Annotated in this window: 16 protein-coding genes and 1 tRNA gene; 9 read left to right on the plus strand and 8 right to left on the minus strand. The window is 42.5% G+C overall.

All coding sequences use genetic code 11. The features are described from left to right. Positions 1 to 3: 3 nt before the first annotated feature. Positions 4 to 1,212, minus strand: a complete 1,209-nt coding sequence (locus ACN222_RS19930) for an RNA-guided endonuclease InsQ/TnpB family protein (protein WP_010994068.1) — start codon at positions 1,210 to 1,212, stop codon at positions 4 to 6. A gap of 35 nt (positions 1,213 to 1,247) precedes the next feature. Next, positions 1,248 to 1,838 carry a hypothetical protein gene (locus tag ACN222_RS19935; RefSeq protein ID WP_010998127.1) on the minus strand — a complete coding sequence of 197 codons (591 nt, stop codon included), beginning with the start codon at positions 1,836 to 1,838 and terminating at the stop codon, positions 1,248 to 1,250. 637 nt (positions 1,839 to 2,475) lie between these two features. Between ACN222_RS19935 and sbcC the strand changes: the two genes are divergently transcribed. Then, the gene (sbcC, locus tag ACN222_RS19940) at positions 2,476 to 5,502 is read left to right on the plus strand and encodes an exonuclease subunit SbcC (protein ID WP_010998128.1); all 3,027 of its coding nucleotides are present in this window, start codon (positions 2,476 to 2,478) and stop codon (positions 5,500 to 5,502) included. A gap of 3 nt (positions 5,503 to 5,505) precedes the next feature. Here the strand turns inward: sbcC and ACN222_RS19945 are convergent, their stop codons facing one another. Continuing rightward, positions 5,506 to 8,220: a CBS domain-containing protein gene (locus tag ACN222_RS19945; RefSeq protein WP_010998129.1), complete on the minus strand. Its 2,715-nt coding sequence runs from the start codon at positions 8,218 to 8,220 to the stop codon at positions 5,506 to 5,508. Between the two features lie 353 nt (positions 8,221 to 8,573). Between ACN222_RS19945 and ACN222_RS19950 the strand changes: the two genes are divergently transcribed. After that, positions 8,574 to 8,945 carry a hypothetical protein gene (locus tag ACN222_RS19950; protein ID WP_010998130.1) on the plus strand — a complete coding sequence of 124 codons (372 nt, stop codon included), beginning with the start codon at positions 8,574 to 8,576 and terminating at the stop codon, positions 8,943 to 8,945. Between the two features lie 366 nt (positions 8,946 to 9,311). Here the strand turns inward: ACN222_RS19950 and ACN222_RS19955 are convergent, their stop codons facing one another. Then, positions 9,312 to 9,707 (minus strand): rhodanese-like domain-containing protein, encoded by a 396-nt coding sequence (locus ACN222_RS19955; RefSeq protein WP_010998131.1) that lies wholly within the window; start codon positions 9,705 to 9,707, stop codon positions 9,312 to 9,314. Between the two features lie 237 nt (positions 9,708 to 9,944). Between ACN222_RS19955 and psbZ the strand changes: the two genes are divergently transcribed. The 7 genes from psbZ to ACN222_RS19990 all read left to right on the plus strand — a co-directional run bounded on the left by psbZ (position 9,945) and on the right by ACN222_RS19990 (position 15,547). Next, complete coding sequence (gene psbZ / locus ACN222_RS19960; RefSeq protein WP_010998132.1) at positions 9,945 to 10,133, plus strand: photosystem II reaction center protein PsbZ; 189 nt, start codon at positions 9,945 to 9,947, stop codon at positions 10,131 to 10,133. A 194-nt stretch (positions 10,134 to 10,327) separates the two neighbouring features. Continuing rightward, on the plus strand, positions 10,328 to 10,900 hold the full coding sequence (gene ribH / locus ACN222_RS19965; RefSeq protein WP_010998133.1) for a 6,7-dimethyl-8-ribityllumazine synthase: 573 nt from the start codon (positions 10,328 to 10,330) through the stop codon (positions 10,898 to 10,900). Positions 10,901 to 11,128: 228 nt separating this feature from the next. Continuing rightward, positions 11,129 to 11,200: transfer RNA gene (locus ACN222_RS19970), tRNA-Gly, on the plus strand. Between the two features lie 382 nt (positions 11,201 to 11,582). Beyond that, positions 11,583 to 11,990, plus strand: a complete 408-nt coding sequence (locus ACN222_RS19975) for a hypothetical protein (protein WP_010998134.1) — start codon at positions 11,583 to 11,585, stop codon at positions 11,988 to 11,990. Positions 11,991 to 11,994: 4 nt separating this feature from the next. Further along, a complete protein-coding gene (locus ACN222_RS19980) occupies positions 11,995 to 13,260 on the plus strand; it encodes a glutamate-5-semialdehyde dehydrogenase (protein ID WP_010998135.1) in 1,266 nt (421 codons plus the stop codon). 147 nt (positions 13,261 to 13,407) lie between these two features. Beyond that, the gene (locus ACN222_RS19985; protein WP_010998136.1) at positions 13,408 to 13,953 is read left to right on the plus strand and encodes a GIY-YIG nuclease family protein; all 546 of its coding nucleotides are present in this window, start codon (positions 13,408 to 13,410) and stop codon (positions 13,951 to 13,953) included. Positions 13,954 to 14,056: 103 nt separating this feature from the next. Continuing rightward, positions 14,057 to 15,547: a protein kinase domain-containing protein gene (locus tag ACN222_RS19990; protein WP_010998137.1), complete on the plus strand. Its 1,491-nt coding sequence runs from the start codon at positions 14,057 to 14,059 to the stop codon at positions 15,545 to 15,547. Here ACN222_RS19990 and ACN222_RS19995 read toward each other — a convergent pair whose 3' ends face one another. From ACN222_RS19995 to ACN222_RS20010, 4 genes are all read right to left on the minus strand, one after another. After that, complete coding sequence (locus tag ACN222_RS19995) at positions 15,548 to 15,796, minus strand: DUF7219 family protein (protein ID WP_010998138.1); 249 nt, start codon at positions 15,794 to 15,796, stop codon at positions 15,548 to 15,550. A 77-nt stretch (positions 15,797 to 15,873) separates the two neighbouring features. After that, on the minus strand, positions 15,874 to 16,170 hold the full coding sequence (locus ACN222_RS20000; RefSeq protein ID WP_190449765.1) for a hypothetical protein: 297 nt from the start codon (positions 16,168 to 16,170) through the stop codon (positions 15,874 to 15,876). Between the two features lie 95 nt (positions 16,171 to 16,265). Continuing rightward, positions 16,266 to 17,228 carry a chlorophyll a/b light-harvesting protein pcb gene (locus ACN222_RS20005; protein ID WP_010998140.1) on the minus strand — a complete coding sequence of 321 codons (963 nt, stop codon included), beginning with the start codon at positions 17,226 to 17,228 and terminating at the stop codon, positions 16,266 to 16,268. A 422-nt stretch (positions 17,229 to 17,650) separates the two neighbouring features. Beyond that, positions 17,651 to 18,685, minus strand: coding sequence for a chlorophyll a/b binding light-harvesting protein (locus ACN222_RS20010; protein WP_010998141.1), 1,035 nt, complete (start codon positions 18,683 to 18,685; stop codon positions 17,651 to 17,653). Positions 18,686 to 19,130 lie beyond the last annotated feature (445 nt).

Consider the following 19,130-nt stretch of genomic DNA (forward strand, 5'->3'; position numbering starts at 1 on the left):
GAATCACTTCTTGGGCTTTCTCTTTCCACGACTCGACTTATTTGGAGGAGTTACCTCACCCAAACAGAGGTCGATATCTCCAGAGACTTGAGATCCTGTGTGTCCCACAGTACGTAGTCCTAGTTCAAGTATGTTCCGTGCAGCGTTCCAATCCCTGTCTTGAATATGTCCACAGTGAGGGCAAGCATGAGTTCTTGTACTCAGCGACTTTTTCACTACTTCGCCACAGTTGGAACAATTCTGCGAAGTGTGATGGGGTGGGACTGCAACAGTCACTACACCAAACACTTTGCCGAAATACTCAACCCATTGCCGAAACTGCGTCCACGCTGCATCACTAATCGACTTGGCAAGATGTCTATTCCTGACCATGTTCCGCACCTGCAAATCCTCATAGGCTACCAAGTCGCTAGACTGGACTACGCACCTCGCCAACTTTACGGCGAAGTCTTTACGCTGCCTACTTACTTTAAGGTGTTTTCTACTCAAGCGATTTCTTGCCTTGACTCTGTTGTTAGAACCCTTCTTGGTTTTAGACAATCTGCGTTGCAATCTCTTGAGAGACTTTTCGCTTTTACGCAAGTGTCTAGGGTTCTCAACTGTATTGCCTTCGCTATCGGTCAAGAAATGGTTCAATCCCACATCCAGCCCAATAGTTTTAAGCGTTGGTTCTCGCCTTTCTACTCGCTCTTGGTCAATGCAAAACTGCGCGTAGTACCCATCGGCACGACGCACAACCCGCACCCTCTTGAACTGTTTCAACTGGTAGAAATGCAAGTCACGAGTTCCCCAGAGTTTGAAAGTTCCTGCTTTAAATCCGTCGCTAAAAGTGACATAACGACGGTCACTACTAAGCTTCCAGCCGCTAGTTTTATACTCAACACTCCCATGCGTCTGTTCTTTTTTAAAGCGTGGATAACCTTTCTTCCCGGTTTTGTTTTGCTTGCAATTGTCAAAAAACCGAGCAATTGCACTCCACGCTCTTTCAGCAGAAGCTTGTCGAGCCATAGAGTTGAGTTTGGCAACGAACGGAAAGTTTTCATTGGCAGCAAGGACAGCGCAATAAGCACTCAAATCATACCTGCCGATGTTTTGGTTGTCCATCCAGTACCGGAGGCAAGCATTGCGGACAAAACGAGCAGTTTTAATCGCCTCATCCAGCAATTGATACTGCTCGTTTGTTCCTTCAAGTTTTGTCTCAAATACTAGCATTTTTACGTCAAACTCTCTGACGTAATTATACCATGTTACGACCGAATAAATTCGGTCATTCGCTTATATCCCCCGATTAAAAATACGGGGGCTTTACGCTTCACGGCTCGTAACTCAACCTTAGAAGAAGTTTCTGGGGGGAGTGCTTCCCAAATTGTTTTACCTTCCATATCAGCTTTCGTAATTCCCACCACCTCTAACCCTAAACCTGCTGCCAAGATGAAGCGTAGATTTTGGTCAAACAGGAAAACGCCACCATTGGGAATATTTTCTAGAACTGTGTGGATTAAATTTTGATTACTTTGTAAGGCTGCTTGTGTTTGTTTAAAGGCTGTAATATCGTCGGTAACTTCTGGTAATGTAGATAATTCTTGCTGGTGGCTATGCAGTTTGTCTTCTGGGTGCGGATGTTCAGTGACATCTTGCTTGGTGGCTGTGAGGATAAAAGCAATACCTGTGATAATGATGGCAATTAGTTCTAGCCAAAAGGTGAGCGCGATCGCTAATCTAGATACGGGAAAGCAAGAAGAAATATAAGGCTCACCCTGGTATATAGCTATTGCCTGAGTAAAAATCAGCACTAGCCAAGCCAAAATTAACACAATTTGTCTTTTGTGGAGCAACATAGACTTGCCAGGGTAATAAAGAGAAATCTAACTTTGTTCTATGCTCAACTTCATAATGTATCAGTGTCTTCACAAGCTAGACTAGTCAATTTCAAAAAGCTTATTTTAGCGACTGATTAATGGCTAGTATTATCCCCTTTCACAGAAATTCTGATACATATTGGATGTGTTGCAGGGGTGTAGAGCTATACGCTACTACCGATGTATTTGTATCATCCAAAAAATGAAATGGTGTCAGAGTTGAGAGAATGTTGATGACAAACATTCTTTTATTATTGCTGTACTTTCATTAATTGGGAAAAGAGAAAATAGCTTTTTAGTGATAGGACTCATATCTGAAAACTAAAAATCAAGGGTGTAGGGGTGTAGGGGTTTTCAACATTTACACCCCTATACCCTTACCCCCTTACACCCAGTCTCAAAAGACAAACTGGGTGCGGAAGTCCTAACTGATTTCTCTTTTTCTCTGAGCATAAGGAAAATATTTAGCAAAATCAGAAAAACTGACTCGGAATAATGTTAATTTTCGTAAAATTACGGACTTTAAAACTAGAAACATGATACTTACCTAGTTAAACTAACAAGAGTGCATCTGTACTGCTAGTTAATAAAATGTAGATGTGGCGCTATAGCCTCAATGATTCCAGTACAACTTGTCCTGAAAAATTTTCTGAGTTACCGTGATGCAACTTTAGATTTTCGTGGTTTGCATACGGCTTGTATTTGTGGTTCCAATGGAGCGGGTAAATCATCTCTCCTCGAAGCCATCACATGGGCGCTATGGGGTGAAAGTCGGGCGGCGGCTGAAGATGATGTGATCAATTCTGGTGAAAAAGAAGTTAGGGTTGATTTCACTTTTCAAAATAATCAGCAAAAATATCGGATAATTCGTAGTAGAATCCGGGGTGCATCTGGGGTTTTGGAATTTCAAATCGAAACACCCTCTGGCTTCCGGGCTATTACTGGTAAAGGTGTCCGAGCCACCCAGGATTTGATTTTAGAACACATAAAGCTTGATTACGATACTTTTATTAACTCTGCTTATCTACGTCAAGGACGAGCAGATGAGTTTATGCTCAAACGTCCCAGCGAACGTAAGGAAATTTTGGCGGAGTTGTTGAAGCTCAATCAATATGATGAATTGGAAGAACGAGCCAAAGATTCATCGCGTCAATTTAAAGTGAGGGCGGAAGAATTAGAGCGTTCTTTGGAATCGATTAAAACTCAGTTACAACAACGGGAAAACACCAAAGCCCAAAGGGCAGAGTTAGAAGCAGAAGTTAACCAACTGCAACAGGTACAAGCTTTTGAGACGATTCAGTTGCAGAGTTTGCAGGTGATTCAACACCAGAGGCAAAATAGCGAACAGCAGTTAAATTTTATCAGGCAACAATACCAAAATTTGACACAAGATAGCGAGCGCCTCCAACAAGAACAGTCCGCCATCACAACTCAGTTAGCTGAGTTAGAAGCTATCTTGCATCGGGAAGAGGAGATTCACAACGGTTATAGCCACTACCAAAGTCTGCAATCCCAAGAAGAAGCATTTGCTGTCAAATTTGACGAACACACCCGCGCCACAGCCTTACGTCAACAAAAGCAACAACAGTTAACTAAACAAATTCACGAACTGGAAAGACAACTCCAACAAGTCCAAGGACAATTGGAAGCTTTAAAGCAGCAAGAACAAGAAATTCAGCACACCTTGAGTAAATCGGGGGAAATAGAAGCAGCTTTAGCCCAACTCGCCGCCGCCCGTCGCCATCTAGCGCACCTGGATGAACTGCAAATGCAGGTTTCCCCCTTGCTGCAACAGCGCCAACGTCTACAAAGTCATTTAGACAGGGTTCATGCGGGGTTAGTCGCCAGGCTCGAACAATTACAAGCCACAGAAAATCAACTACAACGAGCCTCCCAACGCCAACCCCAACTGCAACAAGCAGTGATGGAAGTGGCGATGCAAATTGATCAAATGGAGAAAGACAGGGTTTATTTGCAACGGGTACAAGAAAAAGGCCATGAAAGACGGAATTTTATTGAACGACTGCAAGCCCAACAACGGGAATATGAGAGATTATTGGGAGAAATGGAGCAGAAATTGCAAATGCTCCGCAACCCCGACGCTATCTGTCCTTTGTGCGAACGTCCTTTAGATGAGCATCATTGGAATCGGGTAGTAGATAAAACCAAAGATGAGTATAAGGAGACTGAGGGGCAATTGTGGGTGTTTCGTGAGCAAATGGCGGTATCTGATCGGGAAATTCAGGTATTAAGGCAGGAATATCGGGAAATATCCCAGAAATTAAATGCTTACGATACTTTACGGGAACAGCGAGGACAATTAGCCGCCCAACTGCAATCTACAAGCGATGCTGAACAACAATTACAACAATTGGCAGCCGAAAAACAACACTTAGAGCGATCGCTTCAAGCTGGTGATTTCGCCCTAGATCAACAAGCCGAATTGCGGCAATTGGAACAACATCTGCAACAATTAAATTACAATGAGCAAGACCATGCCCTGGCTCGTAGCGAAGTGGAAAGGTGGCGATGGGCAGAAATTAAGCAAGGACAGATCAAAGATGCTACCAAGCGCCTAGCGACACTCGCAGCCCGCAAACCAGAATTAGAAGCCCAAATTACGCAAATACAAACCAGAATCCAGCAAGATCAGACTGATTCGGAAGATGCTCAACAAATCGCAGCCCTTGAGCAGCAAATTACCGACATTGGTTATAGTTCTGAGCAGCATAACAACCTGCGTCTAGCAGTGCGTCAGTCCCAAGCTTGGCAGTTGCGTTACCAGCAGCTTTTATCAGCCCAGCAACAGTATCCCCAACTCCAGGGCAGATTGCAAGATTTGGAAGCCTCTAAACTTGCCAGATTGCAGGAAAGACAACAACTCGCCACCCAAATCGATAGTCTTGTGGAGCAGTTAGCCCAAGCTGCTAACCCAATGCAGCAAATCCAGGCTTTAGAACAACAGTTAGCCACGAGACGGCGACAACTAGACGAAAGCATCACCCAGTTAGGACGTTTAGAACAGTTAGCCCATCAATTAGAAACACTGCAAACTCAATATGAGGAGCAGCAGCAACAATACCAAACTTGCAAACAGCAATATCGGGTATATCAGGAATTAGCCCAAGCGTTTGGTAAAAATGGCATCCAAGCTTTGATGATTGAGAACGTGTTACCCCAACTGGAAGCTGAGACAAATCAACTGTTATCAAGGCTGAGTGCAAATCAACTGCACGTACAATTTATTACCCAAAGAGCAGGTAAGGGCAGTAAATCTACCAAGAAAAATGCCAAGCTCATAGATACCTTAGATATTCTCATTGCCGATGCCAGAGGTACAAGAGCTTATGAAACCTACTCCGGTGGGGAAGCCTTTAGAATTAACTTTGCGATTCGTTTAGCCTTAGCGAAACTATTAGCCCAAAGAGCCGGAGCCGCATTGCAACTATTGATTGTAGACGAAGGTTTCGGTACACAAGATGCTGAAGGATGCGATCGCCTAATTGCCGCCATTAATGCGATCGCCAACGATTTCGCCTGCATCCTCACTGTTACCCATATGCCCCACCTTAAGGAAGCCTTTCAAGCCAGAATTGAGGTAGATAAAACGCAACAGGGGTCAAGGATTCGGTTGTTAACTTAATTGTTATTTATAATACTGCTGGGCTAAAAACTCTTGGGCTTCGACTTGATTTGTAATGTTTCCATCTAAAGTTTTAGCTAGTAAATCATCTAGCATTTGTCGATACTGCGGCCCTGGTTTATATCCTAACTTCTTGAGGTCATTACCATTTAAAATTGGTTGAACGTTAGCCCAGACTGTTAAGTATTGCCAGATTTGCCGCCTGATGGGGCGCTGGCTTTGTAAAGCAATCAAAATTAGTATTTCTAAATTGTACTTGCGTAGTAGTTGAACTACTTGGCTGGGGCGTTGATATTCAGATAAAGATTGTATAATCTCAGTCTGAGCAACAGCGAGGTTTTGCAAGTGCTGAATGCTATCTTCTTGTAATTGCAGATTTTTGGCAACTTTACCTCGATACTTTGGTGCGAGGTGGGCAATAATGGCTTCTAAGCGCATTTGCCAAGGAATTAGGTTTTGTTGGGGGTCAAATCGCCGCAAACAACGTTCTAGTAAAAGTAGTTGTTTTGTGAGTTCACTATCTAAACTCAGGGTAGGATGGATGCACTGTAATGCCCCTAAGTCATCGAGTAATTGCAAAGCAGATCGCCAGTAAGGTGCTTCTAATATGTGCTTGAGTTCAGTTTTGAGTCGAGTTTGCAGGGCTGGGGTTTTGGTATTGTTTTGGGCAGTGCGATCGTAAACACCACTGTTGATGGCATAGCGGATATATTCTTCGGTGCGTGGTTCAATGGCAAATCCAAAACGCACAGCAAAGCGCACACCGCGATAAATCCGGGTGGGATCTTCGATAAAGCTATTGGCGTGCAGGACGCGGATTTGCTTGGCTTTTAAATCTAATAAACCGCCAAAGAAATCGAGTAAATCGCCAGCACGGGGAGAGGTAAGGCGCAGGGCGAGGGCGTTGATGGTGAAGTCACGGCGATATAAGTCTTGGCGAATGGAACTGGCTTCAACTTCAGGATTCGCGGCGGGGTAAGGATAAAATTCCGTCCTGGCGGTGGCAATATCTACCCACAAAGAATCTAAGTCTGGGTCTTTGTGCCACAACAAAGCAGCCGTTTGAAAAGCACCGTGGATTTCTAAACGGGCAGCTGGATAAATTTCTTGCAGTGCCTTTGCTAGTTCCACACCTGCACCCACATCGGCTGATTTGTGGAAGCCATCAACTACCAAATCTATATCTGTAATCATGAGCGTGCCGGCGGCTGCTTCTGCCAACAGCAAATCTCGCACCGCACCACCAACTAAATACAAATGCCAACCCCTTTCCTCGGCGGCTTGGGAAGCAGTGGTGAGTAATTGCCAGAGTTGGGGAGTAAGACGCGATCGCAATTCATGACTGAGGGAAGTTTTCAACTCAGCACCCATATCTCGGAACTGGCTTAAAGCCCCGCTACCACCGACAGCAATATTTTGATGCAGTTCCCGTAAAACATCGGTACGAGTGACGATACCCACTAACTGCTCATTTGCCAATACTGGCAAGCGACCGATATCATAGGTCACCATCAGCGACTCAATTTGTGGCAACGTCGTCTCTGGGGTGATGGTTTTTAAATCAGTGGTCATGTAACCTTTGACTGGCGCATGACTAAATCCGTGATGTAGGGCGATATCCAAATCACGGCGAGAAATAATCCCCACCAATTGCCCTTGGGGATTAACCACAGATAAACCAGAATGTCCGTAGCGTAATAAAATGCGCTGTGCTTCGGCAATTGTAGTTTCTGGGCGAATTGTGCGGACTGGGGAAGACATCAAATCCCTAGCTGTGGGGGGATGAGGAATAGCCGCCTTGATACCTTGGAGGAGTTGTTGAAGGATATCTTGGCTATCAACGCCACGTAAATTGAGTGATGCTGCTTGGGAATGACCACCACCGCCCAAGGGTTGAAATAATTGGTCTAGATGCAGACCGGGAATTTGCGATCGCCCAATTACTGTGAAACGGGAATCATCTTTATTTGATGGGTGTTCATTTGCCAACAGCAAAGCATCAATTTCTGTTAACTCTATGAGCTGCGACGCTAGACTTGATAACCCAGGGACATAACCATCTGTTGTTAAAGTCACCCAAGCGATAGTATAACCACGTAAGCAAAGATATTCTAATTTTTCCAACGCTTCCGTTAATAGTCGCTGCAATTGGGGAGATAAACCAGGGTCACGGTAATTAGTAATTACAGATAAACTAGCACCCTGCGCCATCAACCAAGCTAAAGCTAAGGCATCCCTGGGAGTTGATTGGTCGTAGGTAAGGGAACCCGTATCTACATGAATACCCAAAGCCATCACCGTTGCTTGGGCAGGATTGAGAGCGATTTGCTGCCGTTGTAATTCCTCCGCAATCAGGGTTGTAGTTGCACCCACCGAGGCGACATGAAACTGAGTTGCAGGGATATCTGATGTTTGTCCTGTGTGATGGTCGTAAACCGTAATTTTCTTAACTTGAGGTAAATCTAACCACTCAGCCGGCTTACCCAGGCGATCGCGTTGTTGGGCATCTACTATAGTGAGCGATCGAATTTTGTCCGCATTTACCGAGCGTCTTTCAATTAAAGGATACTCATCCCGATGTAGCGCCAAAAAATCTCGCACAGGTGGATGCGCGCCCCCAGTCAACACAATCTTGCTTCCGGGTAATAGGCAAGTTAGTCCTACGGCTGCGCCCAATGTATCAAAATCGGCTGTTGTGTGGCAAAGAATTAAATCCATGTTTAACTTTTGGCGGCTCCACATTCTCTGCTATGGGGTTTTCTGGAAGAATATCTGACATACTCTCACACAGCACTATGAGCAGATGCTTTAGTTAATGGTACTTCATGAGTTTCGCCACTAAACGCTGCTGTTAGTTCAGGACTAGCGATCGTGGCAAGGTGCATGATACACGACTGGTTGCAGCAATGTTAGTGCATGGGTTAAACCATATCCTAACGTTTAATATTAGTGATGTTGCCCGTTATTTAGAAATTACTCCTGTTCACCCCAAAGAGATAAAACCATAAGACAATTTATAAGACTTGATATCATTTTCATAGGGTCTAGCTAGCATACATTGACTAAGAGATATGAATCAGCCATCAAATTTGCAGGTCAAATATAAAAAAATCTTTCCTATTTTTATGCTAATTTGTAGCATTTTTATACTTTATGTATCATTAGTAGCCGGATTTTCGCTAAATACAATTACAGGTTTAATACTTTTACTGCTCAGTTTTTTAATGTTGACACGCACTGTAGCTGTGATTACTCCAAATGAGATTCAGATGATGAATCTATTAGGAATTACAGTTAAAACATATTCTTACACTCCCGACCAAATTGTAATTGCAAATAATAGCGTTTATGTTAATGGTAAAAAAGTTCTTTCAGGTTTGTGGGCAGACATCAATATTAAAGAAGTAAAAGAATTTTTCTTACAAATACAAGAAGAACAATAAATTTGGGGTTCCTCAAGAGGCATCGTGTCCTATCACCTCCAGATTTTTTGAATATAAGTAGAAGTAAGATCACTCTCAATATACAAGGGTGTGTCAGACGGCTCAAATGCTTTCAATAAAAAGATTCTTGATATCTGACGCACCCTACTAATATGCCAGTTGCGTAAGTCTTGATATAGCGGACTGTTGACTCACAATAATGGTCAGCCGACATAAAATTATTAGCTCAAGGTGCGGAAAAAATACCAGTTTTACCGCCAGAAGCATTTACCCGTGAAATCCTAGCTTTCACGGTAAAACAATCTTGAATCACTAGGGTTGTTATGCACCAGGGGGTGGATAGAAGGCCATCACTTCACGACTTACTTAGCAGCCACAATTTATTTTGGTACCGAGCTGCGCTTTCTTGCCATCAGTGGCGTAACCATCACGTTTCCACCAATCAAGGCCACCAATCAGTTCGCGTACGTCAAAGCCCAAGGTCAGTAAATTGAGTGCTGTTTTAGTCGAGGCGTTGCAGCCAATGCCGTCGCAATAGCAAACGTAAAGCTTTGATTTATCCAGCATCTGGGTCGAATTGAAACAGATTTCTTTGTGTGGAAGGTTCAGCGCTCCCGGAATATGTTCATCCGCGAAGGCAGCCTCTGAACGACCATCAACGATGGTTATTGCCTGCCCTTCGTTTAGCGCAATGTAAAGATCCCATGAGTCCATCTCATACGCAAGTTTACGTTGATAGTGCGCCATTTGATCTACGCTCATTATTCTTTCCTTTCTGTTGAACGAAGTTGATTGATAATGCTTGACAGCGATGATTGGGCATTAGGCTACATACAGATTTGGTGTAATCACACCCCGAAAGTATTGACTGTGGACTAATGACCATAGTGACCGAATTTCTGGTAGCTTACAATTAAGGAAAAACTGTCGGTGTCGCCAGTTACGATATTCTATTTTTAGTACTTTCTTTAGTATTTCGCTGTCTTGGGAGAAGTCAAAATGACCATAATATTCCAATTTGCTTTGGTAGCGCTTGTGTTGGTGTCTTTTGTCCTAGTTGTGGGCGTGCCTGTTGCTTATGCCACTCCACAAAACTGGGTGGAATCTAAAAAGCTCCTTTGGCTTGGTTCCGGTGTTTGGATTGCTTTGGTGCTTTTAGTCGGATTGTTAAACTTTTTTGTGGTCTAGACAGGCGCTTTGTCTTAGCCAAGATAAATAATATCGACACTACAGGGGCAGGAGAGCCGCCAACACAGGTACAAAATCCAAGAAAAATTTACCATTTTTTCTTGTTTTCCCTACCTAATTGTGTTCTCCTGCTCTTCAATATTTAGAGAAGAAATGTATATTGACAAGAAGTATATTAGATTCCAGGTAGAGTCATGGCAGTTTTCGAGGGAACTTTTACTCAAACAGAACCTTTGCGTTTAGCGGTAGTGATTGGTCGGTTCAATGACCTTGTAACCACAAAGCTACTAGCAGGATGTCAAGATTGCTTAAAACGCCACGGTGTAGATCCCGATCCCCACGGGAATCAAGTAGACTATGTTTGGGTTCCTGGAAGTTTTGAAGTACCTCTTGTTGCTCGTCAACTAGCTCTTACCCATCGTTATGATGCAATCATCTGTCTTGGTGCTGTGATTCGTGGACAAACACCCCATTTTGATTATGTCTCCGCCGAAGTATCCAAAGGCATTGCTGCTGCTAGTTTCCAGACAGGCGTACCTGTAATTTTTGGGATTTTGACAGTAGATACCATGCAGCAAGCTTTAGAAAGAGCAGGTATCAAAGCTAATCATGGTTGGGACTATGCCATGAATGCTCTAGAAATGGCTAGCCTTATGCGCCAATTGCGTTCTAACGTTACAGATTCTTACTCCCAAACCCAATCCTTACCAGCCGCCTTTCCCAATGCCAGCATTGGTAAATTGACCGCAGAGTCTGAAGAAGTGTAAAAAAGTCAGGACTTACGCATGAAAACGAAAAATCAAGGGTTTGGACAAGGATATAGGGTATATATGTTTAAAACCCCTACACCCTTACACCCTTACACCCTGTCTCAACAGACAACCTCGGTGCGTAAGTCCTATTGATTAGTCTCCAGCCCTCAGTTAGCAAAATTTACAAGTTTAAACAGTTGACAAATAAAAATTAATCTGGCATATTTAGATATAGTGAAGTTTGCGGGTATAGCTCAGTGGTAGAGCGTCACCTTGCCAAGGTGAATGTCGCGCGTTCGAATCGCGTTACCCGCTTTTAGAGGAATAAATAAAAGTAGCCTTAAAAGTGAAAAGCTGTAGTGCAGGTTTCGCTACAATCATTAGTGTGTAAGCTAATCACTTTTTTGTAGGGGTTATACTACACTAGTTACTAGCTGGGTAGATAGCCTTATTATCAGGTGCATAATTAGCCCAAAAACTTCGAGGGAGAGTCAGGGAAACTGTTTCCTTTACACCCTCACACCCAGTCTCAACAGATAATCTGGGTGCATAAGTTCTAATTTTAGATAGGAAAATGCAGAAATTTTAAACAAGAAGTTAACGTGGTTTTAATACCCACACTCATACAATCCTGATTACTTGTCATGTATGGGGTTCTTAATTTTAAATTTTGAATTTTAAATTGCTGAAAACGCTTGTGCAATCTAAAAAACCCGAAAAAATCGATTTCAATACGGAATACCCGTGTCCTTGCCGTCGCCGAGGGCGGTTAGTACCGATTACACTGACAGAGGCATTTGGTTGCGATCGCTGTCAGCAAATCTTTGTTGTAGAAGATAATGGCCATGTATTAGAACAGCTTTCAACCACCTATCCCTACAAACGTGCTTGGCGTTGGACAGGGAATAGTTGGCAAGTTGTCCACCCAAAATTGCGAGAAAGCTATTTACCTATAGCATTGGGCATTATTTTCGTGCTAGTGATTATATGGCTACCATTAGCACTGCGACTGGCCAATGGTTCTAGTATCATCGCTTGGGCAATGGTGGCAGTATTGTTGGCTATTTTGCCAGCACTCATGGTCTGGCTTACTTACAGACGATAACTCAATGACCGTTGCAGCTTTAGATGATTGTCCCGAACCCATGAAAAGCGCCAAACGCGCTTTTCAAGCTTCCCTGAAGTTAGGTACTACCAAGGGAATAGATCGTAGTCGCGCTGTTTTGGCAATGGCACAGGCGCTAGAAAACGCATTTGACGACATTTTAGAAGCCAATACCTTGGATCTAGAAGCTAGTCGAGAAATGGCAGTGCCAGAACTGATTTTGGACTGGCTGAAATTAACTCCCACCAGGTTAGAGATTACAGTAGAAATTCTGCAAAGGTTGGGAGAAATATCAGACCCATTACGCCGGGTAAGAAACGCCGACTATCAGCCAGAAGATTCTCAGAGTTATTCTCAGTTAATGCCTTTGGGAGTAATTGGATTTATTTATGAAGCGTTTCCCGATTTAGGAGCGATCGCCGCAGGTTTGTGTATTAAAACCGGTAATAGTATTATCCTGAAGGGTAGTACAGAAGCTAGTCATTCTAATGCGGCGATCGTAGAAGCATTACAACACGCGATCGTCGAAGTTGGACTACCATCAGGCTGTATAGAACTTGTCACTACAGAACATGGCGGTTCCCTGCGGGATTTAATCACCCAAGACCAATATATCAACTTGGTAATTCCCTACGGACGTTCCAGTTTAGTACAGCAGGTAATGCGCCAAGCGACTTGCCCGGTGTTAAAGTCAGCAATGGGTAACTGTTACCTCTACTGGTCGTTAAATAGCAGCTTAGACATGGTACGTTGGATGATTCTCGATAGCCATGAAAGCGAACCAGATCCCGTCAACGCTATTGAGAAAGTCTTAATTCATCGTCAAGCCATGCCTTCATCTTTAGCTGTTTTGTGGAATAGCCTCAAAGAGAAAGGGTTTGAAATTAAAGGCGACGGGGAACTAGTAGAAGCCTTTCCCCAGTTGCAGCTAGCAAAAGATAACGAATGGGGCAACGCTTATTTAACTAAGACAGTGGCATTTAAACTGGTAGATAGTTTGGATGGAGCGATCGCCTGGATAAATCAATACAGTAGCGGTCATGCTGACTCCATCGCCACTGAGTCCTATCAAGAAAGTCGCCAATTTGCCTTAGGAGTTAACAGCGCTGCCACCTATATCAACACATCCCCACGCTTCTCTCGTAACCCTTCACGGGGTGATTCTGTGTTTTTAGGTATGTCCAATCAAAAAGGTCATCGCCGGGGGTTTATCAGCCTAGAAACTTTGACTACCCTCAAACACATTATTCAGGGGAATGGGAGATTTTAAGTTTGGTAATGGGTAATAATGTTGTTTTCCCTTCTGCTTCCCTGCCTCTTAATAGTCCTTACACCAGGCGATCGCAGGCCATGATAAGTTGATCTAGTACCCCTATATAACGATGCTGGGGTTCAAAAAAATTAACATAACAAATTTATGACAACCGAAATTAATATTCCTAATTTAGTCAATCTCGAATATATTCCCTATATTGATGAAAATGGGCAATTACCAGAAAATTATCAAGAAAAAATAGGGGTGTATGCAATCTTTGACCAGGAAAAAACATTACAGTTTGTCGGATATTCTCGTGATGTTTATTTAAGTTTGAGACAGCATTTAGTCCGTCAGCTACAACATTGCTACTGGGTGAAAGTTCAAACAATTGAACGTCCCAGTCGGACTGTTTTAGAAAATATTGAAAAGGCTTGGATAGCCGAAAACGGAACTACACCTGTGGGGAATGGAGAACAGAAAGAAATATGGACGCAGCCTGTAGATGTGAAAAAATTCATGACAGACGAAGAACAGACGAATTATCACAAACCCACTAATGATGAACTCACACAAATGAAAATTATTAAAAATGTAGCTCGACGAGTAGAGACGGAAATTTTAGCATCTTTAGAATTACGTGGGTTAAAAACTCAATTGCGTTTTAATCCTAAGTTAAAAGAAGACGGTTTACTAGATTTGAAATGAAACTTGCCTGGAAACTAGGTAAGCAGGGGAAAATAACTTTTGACTATGGACAAATGACAACTGACAACGCCTATATTAGACTAGCTAGTCTCTGAAGTCTGCTATGACCATACAGCTGTTGAACGATCGCTATCAAGTTATCCGCACATTGGGTGCTGGGGGGTTTGGTGAAACCTATCTAGCTGAAGACACCTATATGCCTTCTAAGCGGCGGTGTGTGGTCAAACAATTACGACCGATTCAAAACAATCCTCAGATTTACCAGCTAGTACAGGAAAGATTCCAAAGGGAAGCAGCAATTTTAGAAGAACTAGGTGGTGCAACCGAACAAATTCCGGCACTATATGCTTATTTTTCCGCCGATGGGCAATTTTATTTAGTGCAGGAATGGGTTGAAGGGGATACACTTACAGGCAGACTACAACAACAAGGGTTATTTACGGAAAGTGCGATTCAAGAACTTTTGGTAAATTTGTTACCTGTGTTGGAATATGTCCACTCTAAACACATTGTCCACCGTGATATTAAACCAGATAACATTATTCTGCGTCATCGTGACGGTAAACCTGTACTCATTGATTTTGGTGCAGTGCGGGAATCAATGGGAACAGTCGTCAATTCCCAAGGTAATCCTACCAGTTCCATTGTCATTGGTACACCCGGATATATGCCCAGTGAACAAGCAGCCGGAAGACCAGTTTATTCCAGCGATTTGTATAGTTTAGGTCTCACAGCCATTTATTTATTAACTGGAAGACAGCCACAAACGTTAGAGATAGACTCCCAGACTGGGGAAATTATGTGGCGACAGTACGCCAGTCAGATGAATCCGATTTTAGCTAGTGTACTTGATAAAGCGATCGCCTACCATCCACGCGATCGTTATGCCACTGCTAGAGCCATGTTAGATAATTTACAAAGTATCAGCAGTCCCATTCCCCCTACACAACCGTATTTTGCACCACCTCCAGTAGTATCTGCGCCACCACAGCCGACCGTTCCCGTAGCGCCCCAAGCAAACGTTACAGGTAATAATCAAAAAGGTATCCTCTTTGGTAGTTTGATTGCAGGCGGCTTAATCGGTGCATCAGTAATTATCGGACTAGCATTTACCAGGACACCGCAACCTGTAGCCGAAAACAACAACACATCTCCAGTCAATTCAATAACAGAAACACCAGTAATTAAAGCAACTCCTGAGGTTACCCAACCACCAGTTACTGCACAACCTATTGTCCCATCCCCTCAACAACAGGTTAACTCTTCACCCTTTCCTTCCATCACATCTGTGCCAATAGATGTAAACATCAATAACAATAATTATTTGTGGCTTTCCCAACAGGCTGTGACCGATGCAGATTTAGATGATAAAGATGGTTACACTCTAGATATTATGCGTAATACGGTGTTTGCTCGTCATGGTCGCCGTTTTGATAATCCAGGTTTACAAGATTACTTTAATAATCAACCTTGGTATAACCCCATATATTCACCTAAAGAATTTCCTATAAAATTGCTGACAAGACTAGAGCAACGAAATGTGGATTATATTGCCGCATACCAAAAACGTTATAATTTGAGACATTTTAAGTAATTAATTAGCAGCTTCTAGAGATTTTTTAATTTGTTTTAATTGCTTCCAAAGTTGGTGAATTTGTTTATAGGCTTCTTCTGGAGCAATTTTTCCACCTGTTTGGAGACTACAAATATAGGTGACACGTTGAGAAAAATCTTGAAGATGTGCATTGAAAGCTACATACTCCTCCTTGAGTTCTCCATTATATGGATTACGAGGATAGAGAAAATCGCATAATTCAGACAGGAAATCAGATTTAGTATTCATGGGATGTAATTAGCAATAGGTTGAATATTTGACAAGCAGATAATTGAGCATAAATAATATTTTTTACATATATCAAATTAATTTGACTGCAAACTTCGCTTGTCTAACTTCCAAGTATGACCCTTTTGACAGGCATTACAAGCAGCAGTTTTAGGTTCAAAATCAAGACAACCAATTGCCTGTTCAGAACAAGCTTTTTTAGGGTGTACAGTACACTTTAAACGATAATCATTAGTGAAATATTCACAATTATGACAAGGAACTTGATGTAATTTCCACAAAAAAGAGATTCCTTGTCTACAAGTCGCCCACATACTACAAAGTAATAAAATCATGATTACCCAAGCAGATAAGGCACACAAAATTGTAGCCATCACTATTTGTTACTCCACAAAAAAATTTAGGAAATTGCCTACAGTAAACTACCTTTAACCGTAGGCAGGGAAAGGAACTTGAGAAAAGCTAGTGATTAGGAAATGTTACGCCCTCTCCAAGCGTGCCAAACATAACCCAAGAAAGCTAATATCCCTAGAAAAAATTGAATATTGGCAGCAAATAAACGTTCCGAACCGTAAAATTCCGTCGGAAAAACTGTAGTATTGTATCCCACAAAGCTGGCAGAAATCCAAGCCATCAAGGCTAAACCCAGTAAACTGTAAGCCAAAATTTCTTCGCCATTTTCTATTGGTAAAATTCTTCTCACCCAAGCAAATGGCTGTACGATAATATGCCAGATACCGCCAAAAATTAAAATGCCGCCAATCCAAATATGACCACCAATGACATCCTCTAGATTGTCTACAGTTGCTATTCCTAAAGGATGCCAAGTATGATCTTTTAACCCGACTAAATAACCGAAAATTATGCCTGGGTTAAGAGTAGGGTTAGTAATCGAGCGTACATCTCCCAAATTAGTGTCATAAATGCCGCCAAAAAACATGGCTTTTAGCACTAGTAAGAATGCTCCTAAACCCAGAATAATTAGGTGATGTCCTAAAATCAAACTCAATTGTTTAGGGTCATTCCATTCATAATGAAATTGCGCCGTTCTCCCACCGTTATTGTATAAAATTGCTGGAGTGCGAAATACATGAAATAGTCCGCCTGCACCCAATACCGCAGAGGCAATTAAATGCAGTACACCAATGACGAAATAGGGATAGGTATCAATTACTTGACCACCAACACCTACTCCCCAACCTAAGGTTGCTAGGTGTGGTAATAAAATTAAACCTTGCTCATACATGGGAACGTCAGGAACAAAGCGAAGGACTTCTGAGATGGTAGTTGTTCCTGCCCAAAACATAATTAAGCCGGCATGGGCAATATGTGCGCCTAATAATTGACCAGATAAATCAGTCAAACGAGCATTACCAATTAACCAAGGTAATTGTGTGTTTGCTGCAAAAGTTCTATCAGTAGAAATTGCCACTGTTATCTATCCTCTCTAGAAAAGTGCTGAGTTATGTATAGACTCAGCACACTGACCTCATCCTTATCACTCAGAGAGCGAGACCGAAACTGACAACTGATACCAACTCAAAATTGAGAAATCCAAATTTTACAATGGTTTTAGGATTTGGATTTGTTTCATGATGTTGTTGAATTGGTATAAGGAGTTATTGAGATGCCATTGCTTTAACTTGCACATCTTTTCATGTTGGCTGTTAACAGTTGACCGTTAGCCCTCCGGGTACTCTTCGAGAACTCCTTTCCTACGGAACGCTCCGCGAACGGAGAACGGCAGTGACGCTCCTAACGTCGCTACCGCAATCGACGGAAACCGCCAAGACTGCGACTGCCTCACAGCCAACAAACCATACAAGTGACTATGTAATTTAAAAGCGTAATAGCTTACTCAGCACTACTAATGGCATTCAATGACTTTTCAATTTGCCTAAAGTCAACGCCAATAGCGCGTAGCGCGTGCCACAGATGACCTTGCAAGAAGAAGAAAGCTAAGAAAAAGTGAGCATTAGCTAACCATGCTCTCGCACTGTAGCCGCCATCAGCTAACTTGACTGTATCGGCAAAATAAGGAGTGACACCAAACTTTAATTCTAAGGGCGCACCATAGAACTCTACAGGATAAGCTAAGGTGTTGACCGCACAAAAATAAGCGGCGACAAACCCAGCCAAAGCAATACCACCCAAAGAATAAGAAAGAATCGCTTCACCAGAAAAGATTAACAGCTTTTTAGCCCAAGGTAACGGCTCTTTGACGATGTGCCAAATACCGCCACCAATCAGGATTAAACCTACATAAATATGACCACCCACCAAATCTTCTAGGTTGTTAACACTGGCAAAATGAGTTTGATAGCCATAGATAACAAAGGGGTTGAGGGTGGGATGGTTAACTACTCTGACAACCTGAGTTGTTGCGTCGTATAGTCCTCCCCAAAACATAGCTTTTCCTACCAGTAATAAAGCTGCCATGCCTAAAAACAGGAGGTGATGCCCTAAAATCAAACCGAGTTGTTTCGGGTCGTTCCATTCAAAGTGAAATTTACGAGCAGAACCAGTAGTGTTTTTTAAATTGCGTGGCCCTTTGAAGGTATGAAAGAGCGCACCTGCTCCCAAAACGGCAGAAGAGATTAAATGCAAAGCTCCAATGACAAAGTAAGGGTAAGTATTGACTACTTGACCAGATACACCAACACCAAAACCCAAAGTAGCTAAATGGGGTAACAAAATAAGTCCTTGCTCACCCATTGGGATTTCGGGTTTGTAACGAGAAATTTCAAACCATGTAAACGCCCCTGCCCAGAGGGTTGTCAGAGCAGCTTGGGCTACGTGTGCGCCGATGAATAAGCCAGAGAGATTGGCGAAGCGGGCATTACCAGCCCACCAATCATATTTGATGTTGGGATTATCGTATGTCTGCATTGGTTTCTAAATTTATAGAGTTGTTGCCAGAAATACTCAAGTATTGGCTGATTAACTTCAGCATAAAAAATTTGAGAGAATAACTAGAGTTAATTGAATGCTTGAAGTTAACAGTTGATTTGGGTGGATATAAATCTAATTTATTGAAAAAGATTCTTAATTAATACTATTTTTTACAAAAGTTAACAATTATTTTGCAGTCAATTTAACAGCAAAAAATCGGCGACAATAAGTAATTTTGTCGCTGTCAAAAAGGGTGAATCACCAATTAAATTAGGACTTACCCATGAAAACCAAAAATCAAGGGTTTGGGCAAGGATATAGGGGTGTAGTGGTAAATATTTAAAACCATTACACCCCTATACCCTTACACCCTCACACCCAGTCTCAACAGACAATCTGGGTGCGTAAGTCCTATAAATAGGAGAGTATTTACACCTCTACA

This window comes from Anabaena sp. FACHB-595 (assembly GCF_048568275.1).
Taxonomy (GTDB): Bacteria; Cyanobacteriota; Cyanobacteriia; order Cyanobacteriales; family Nostocaceae; genus Trichormus.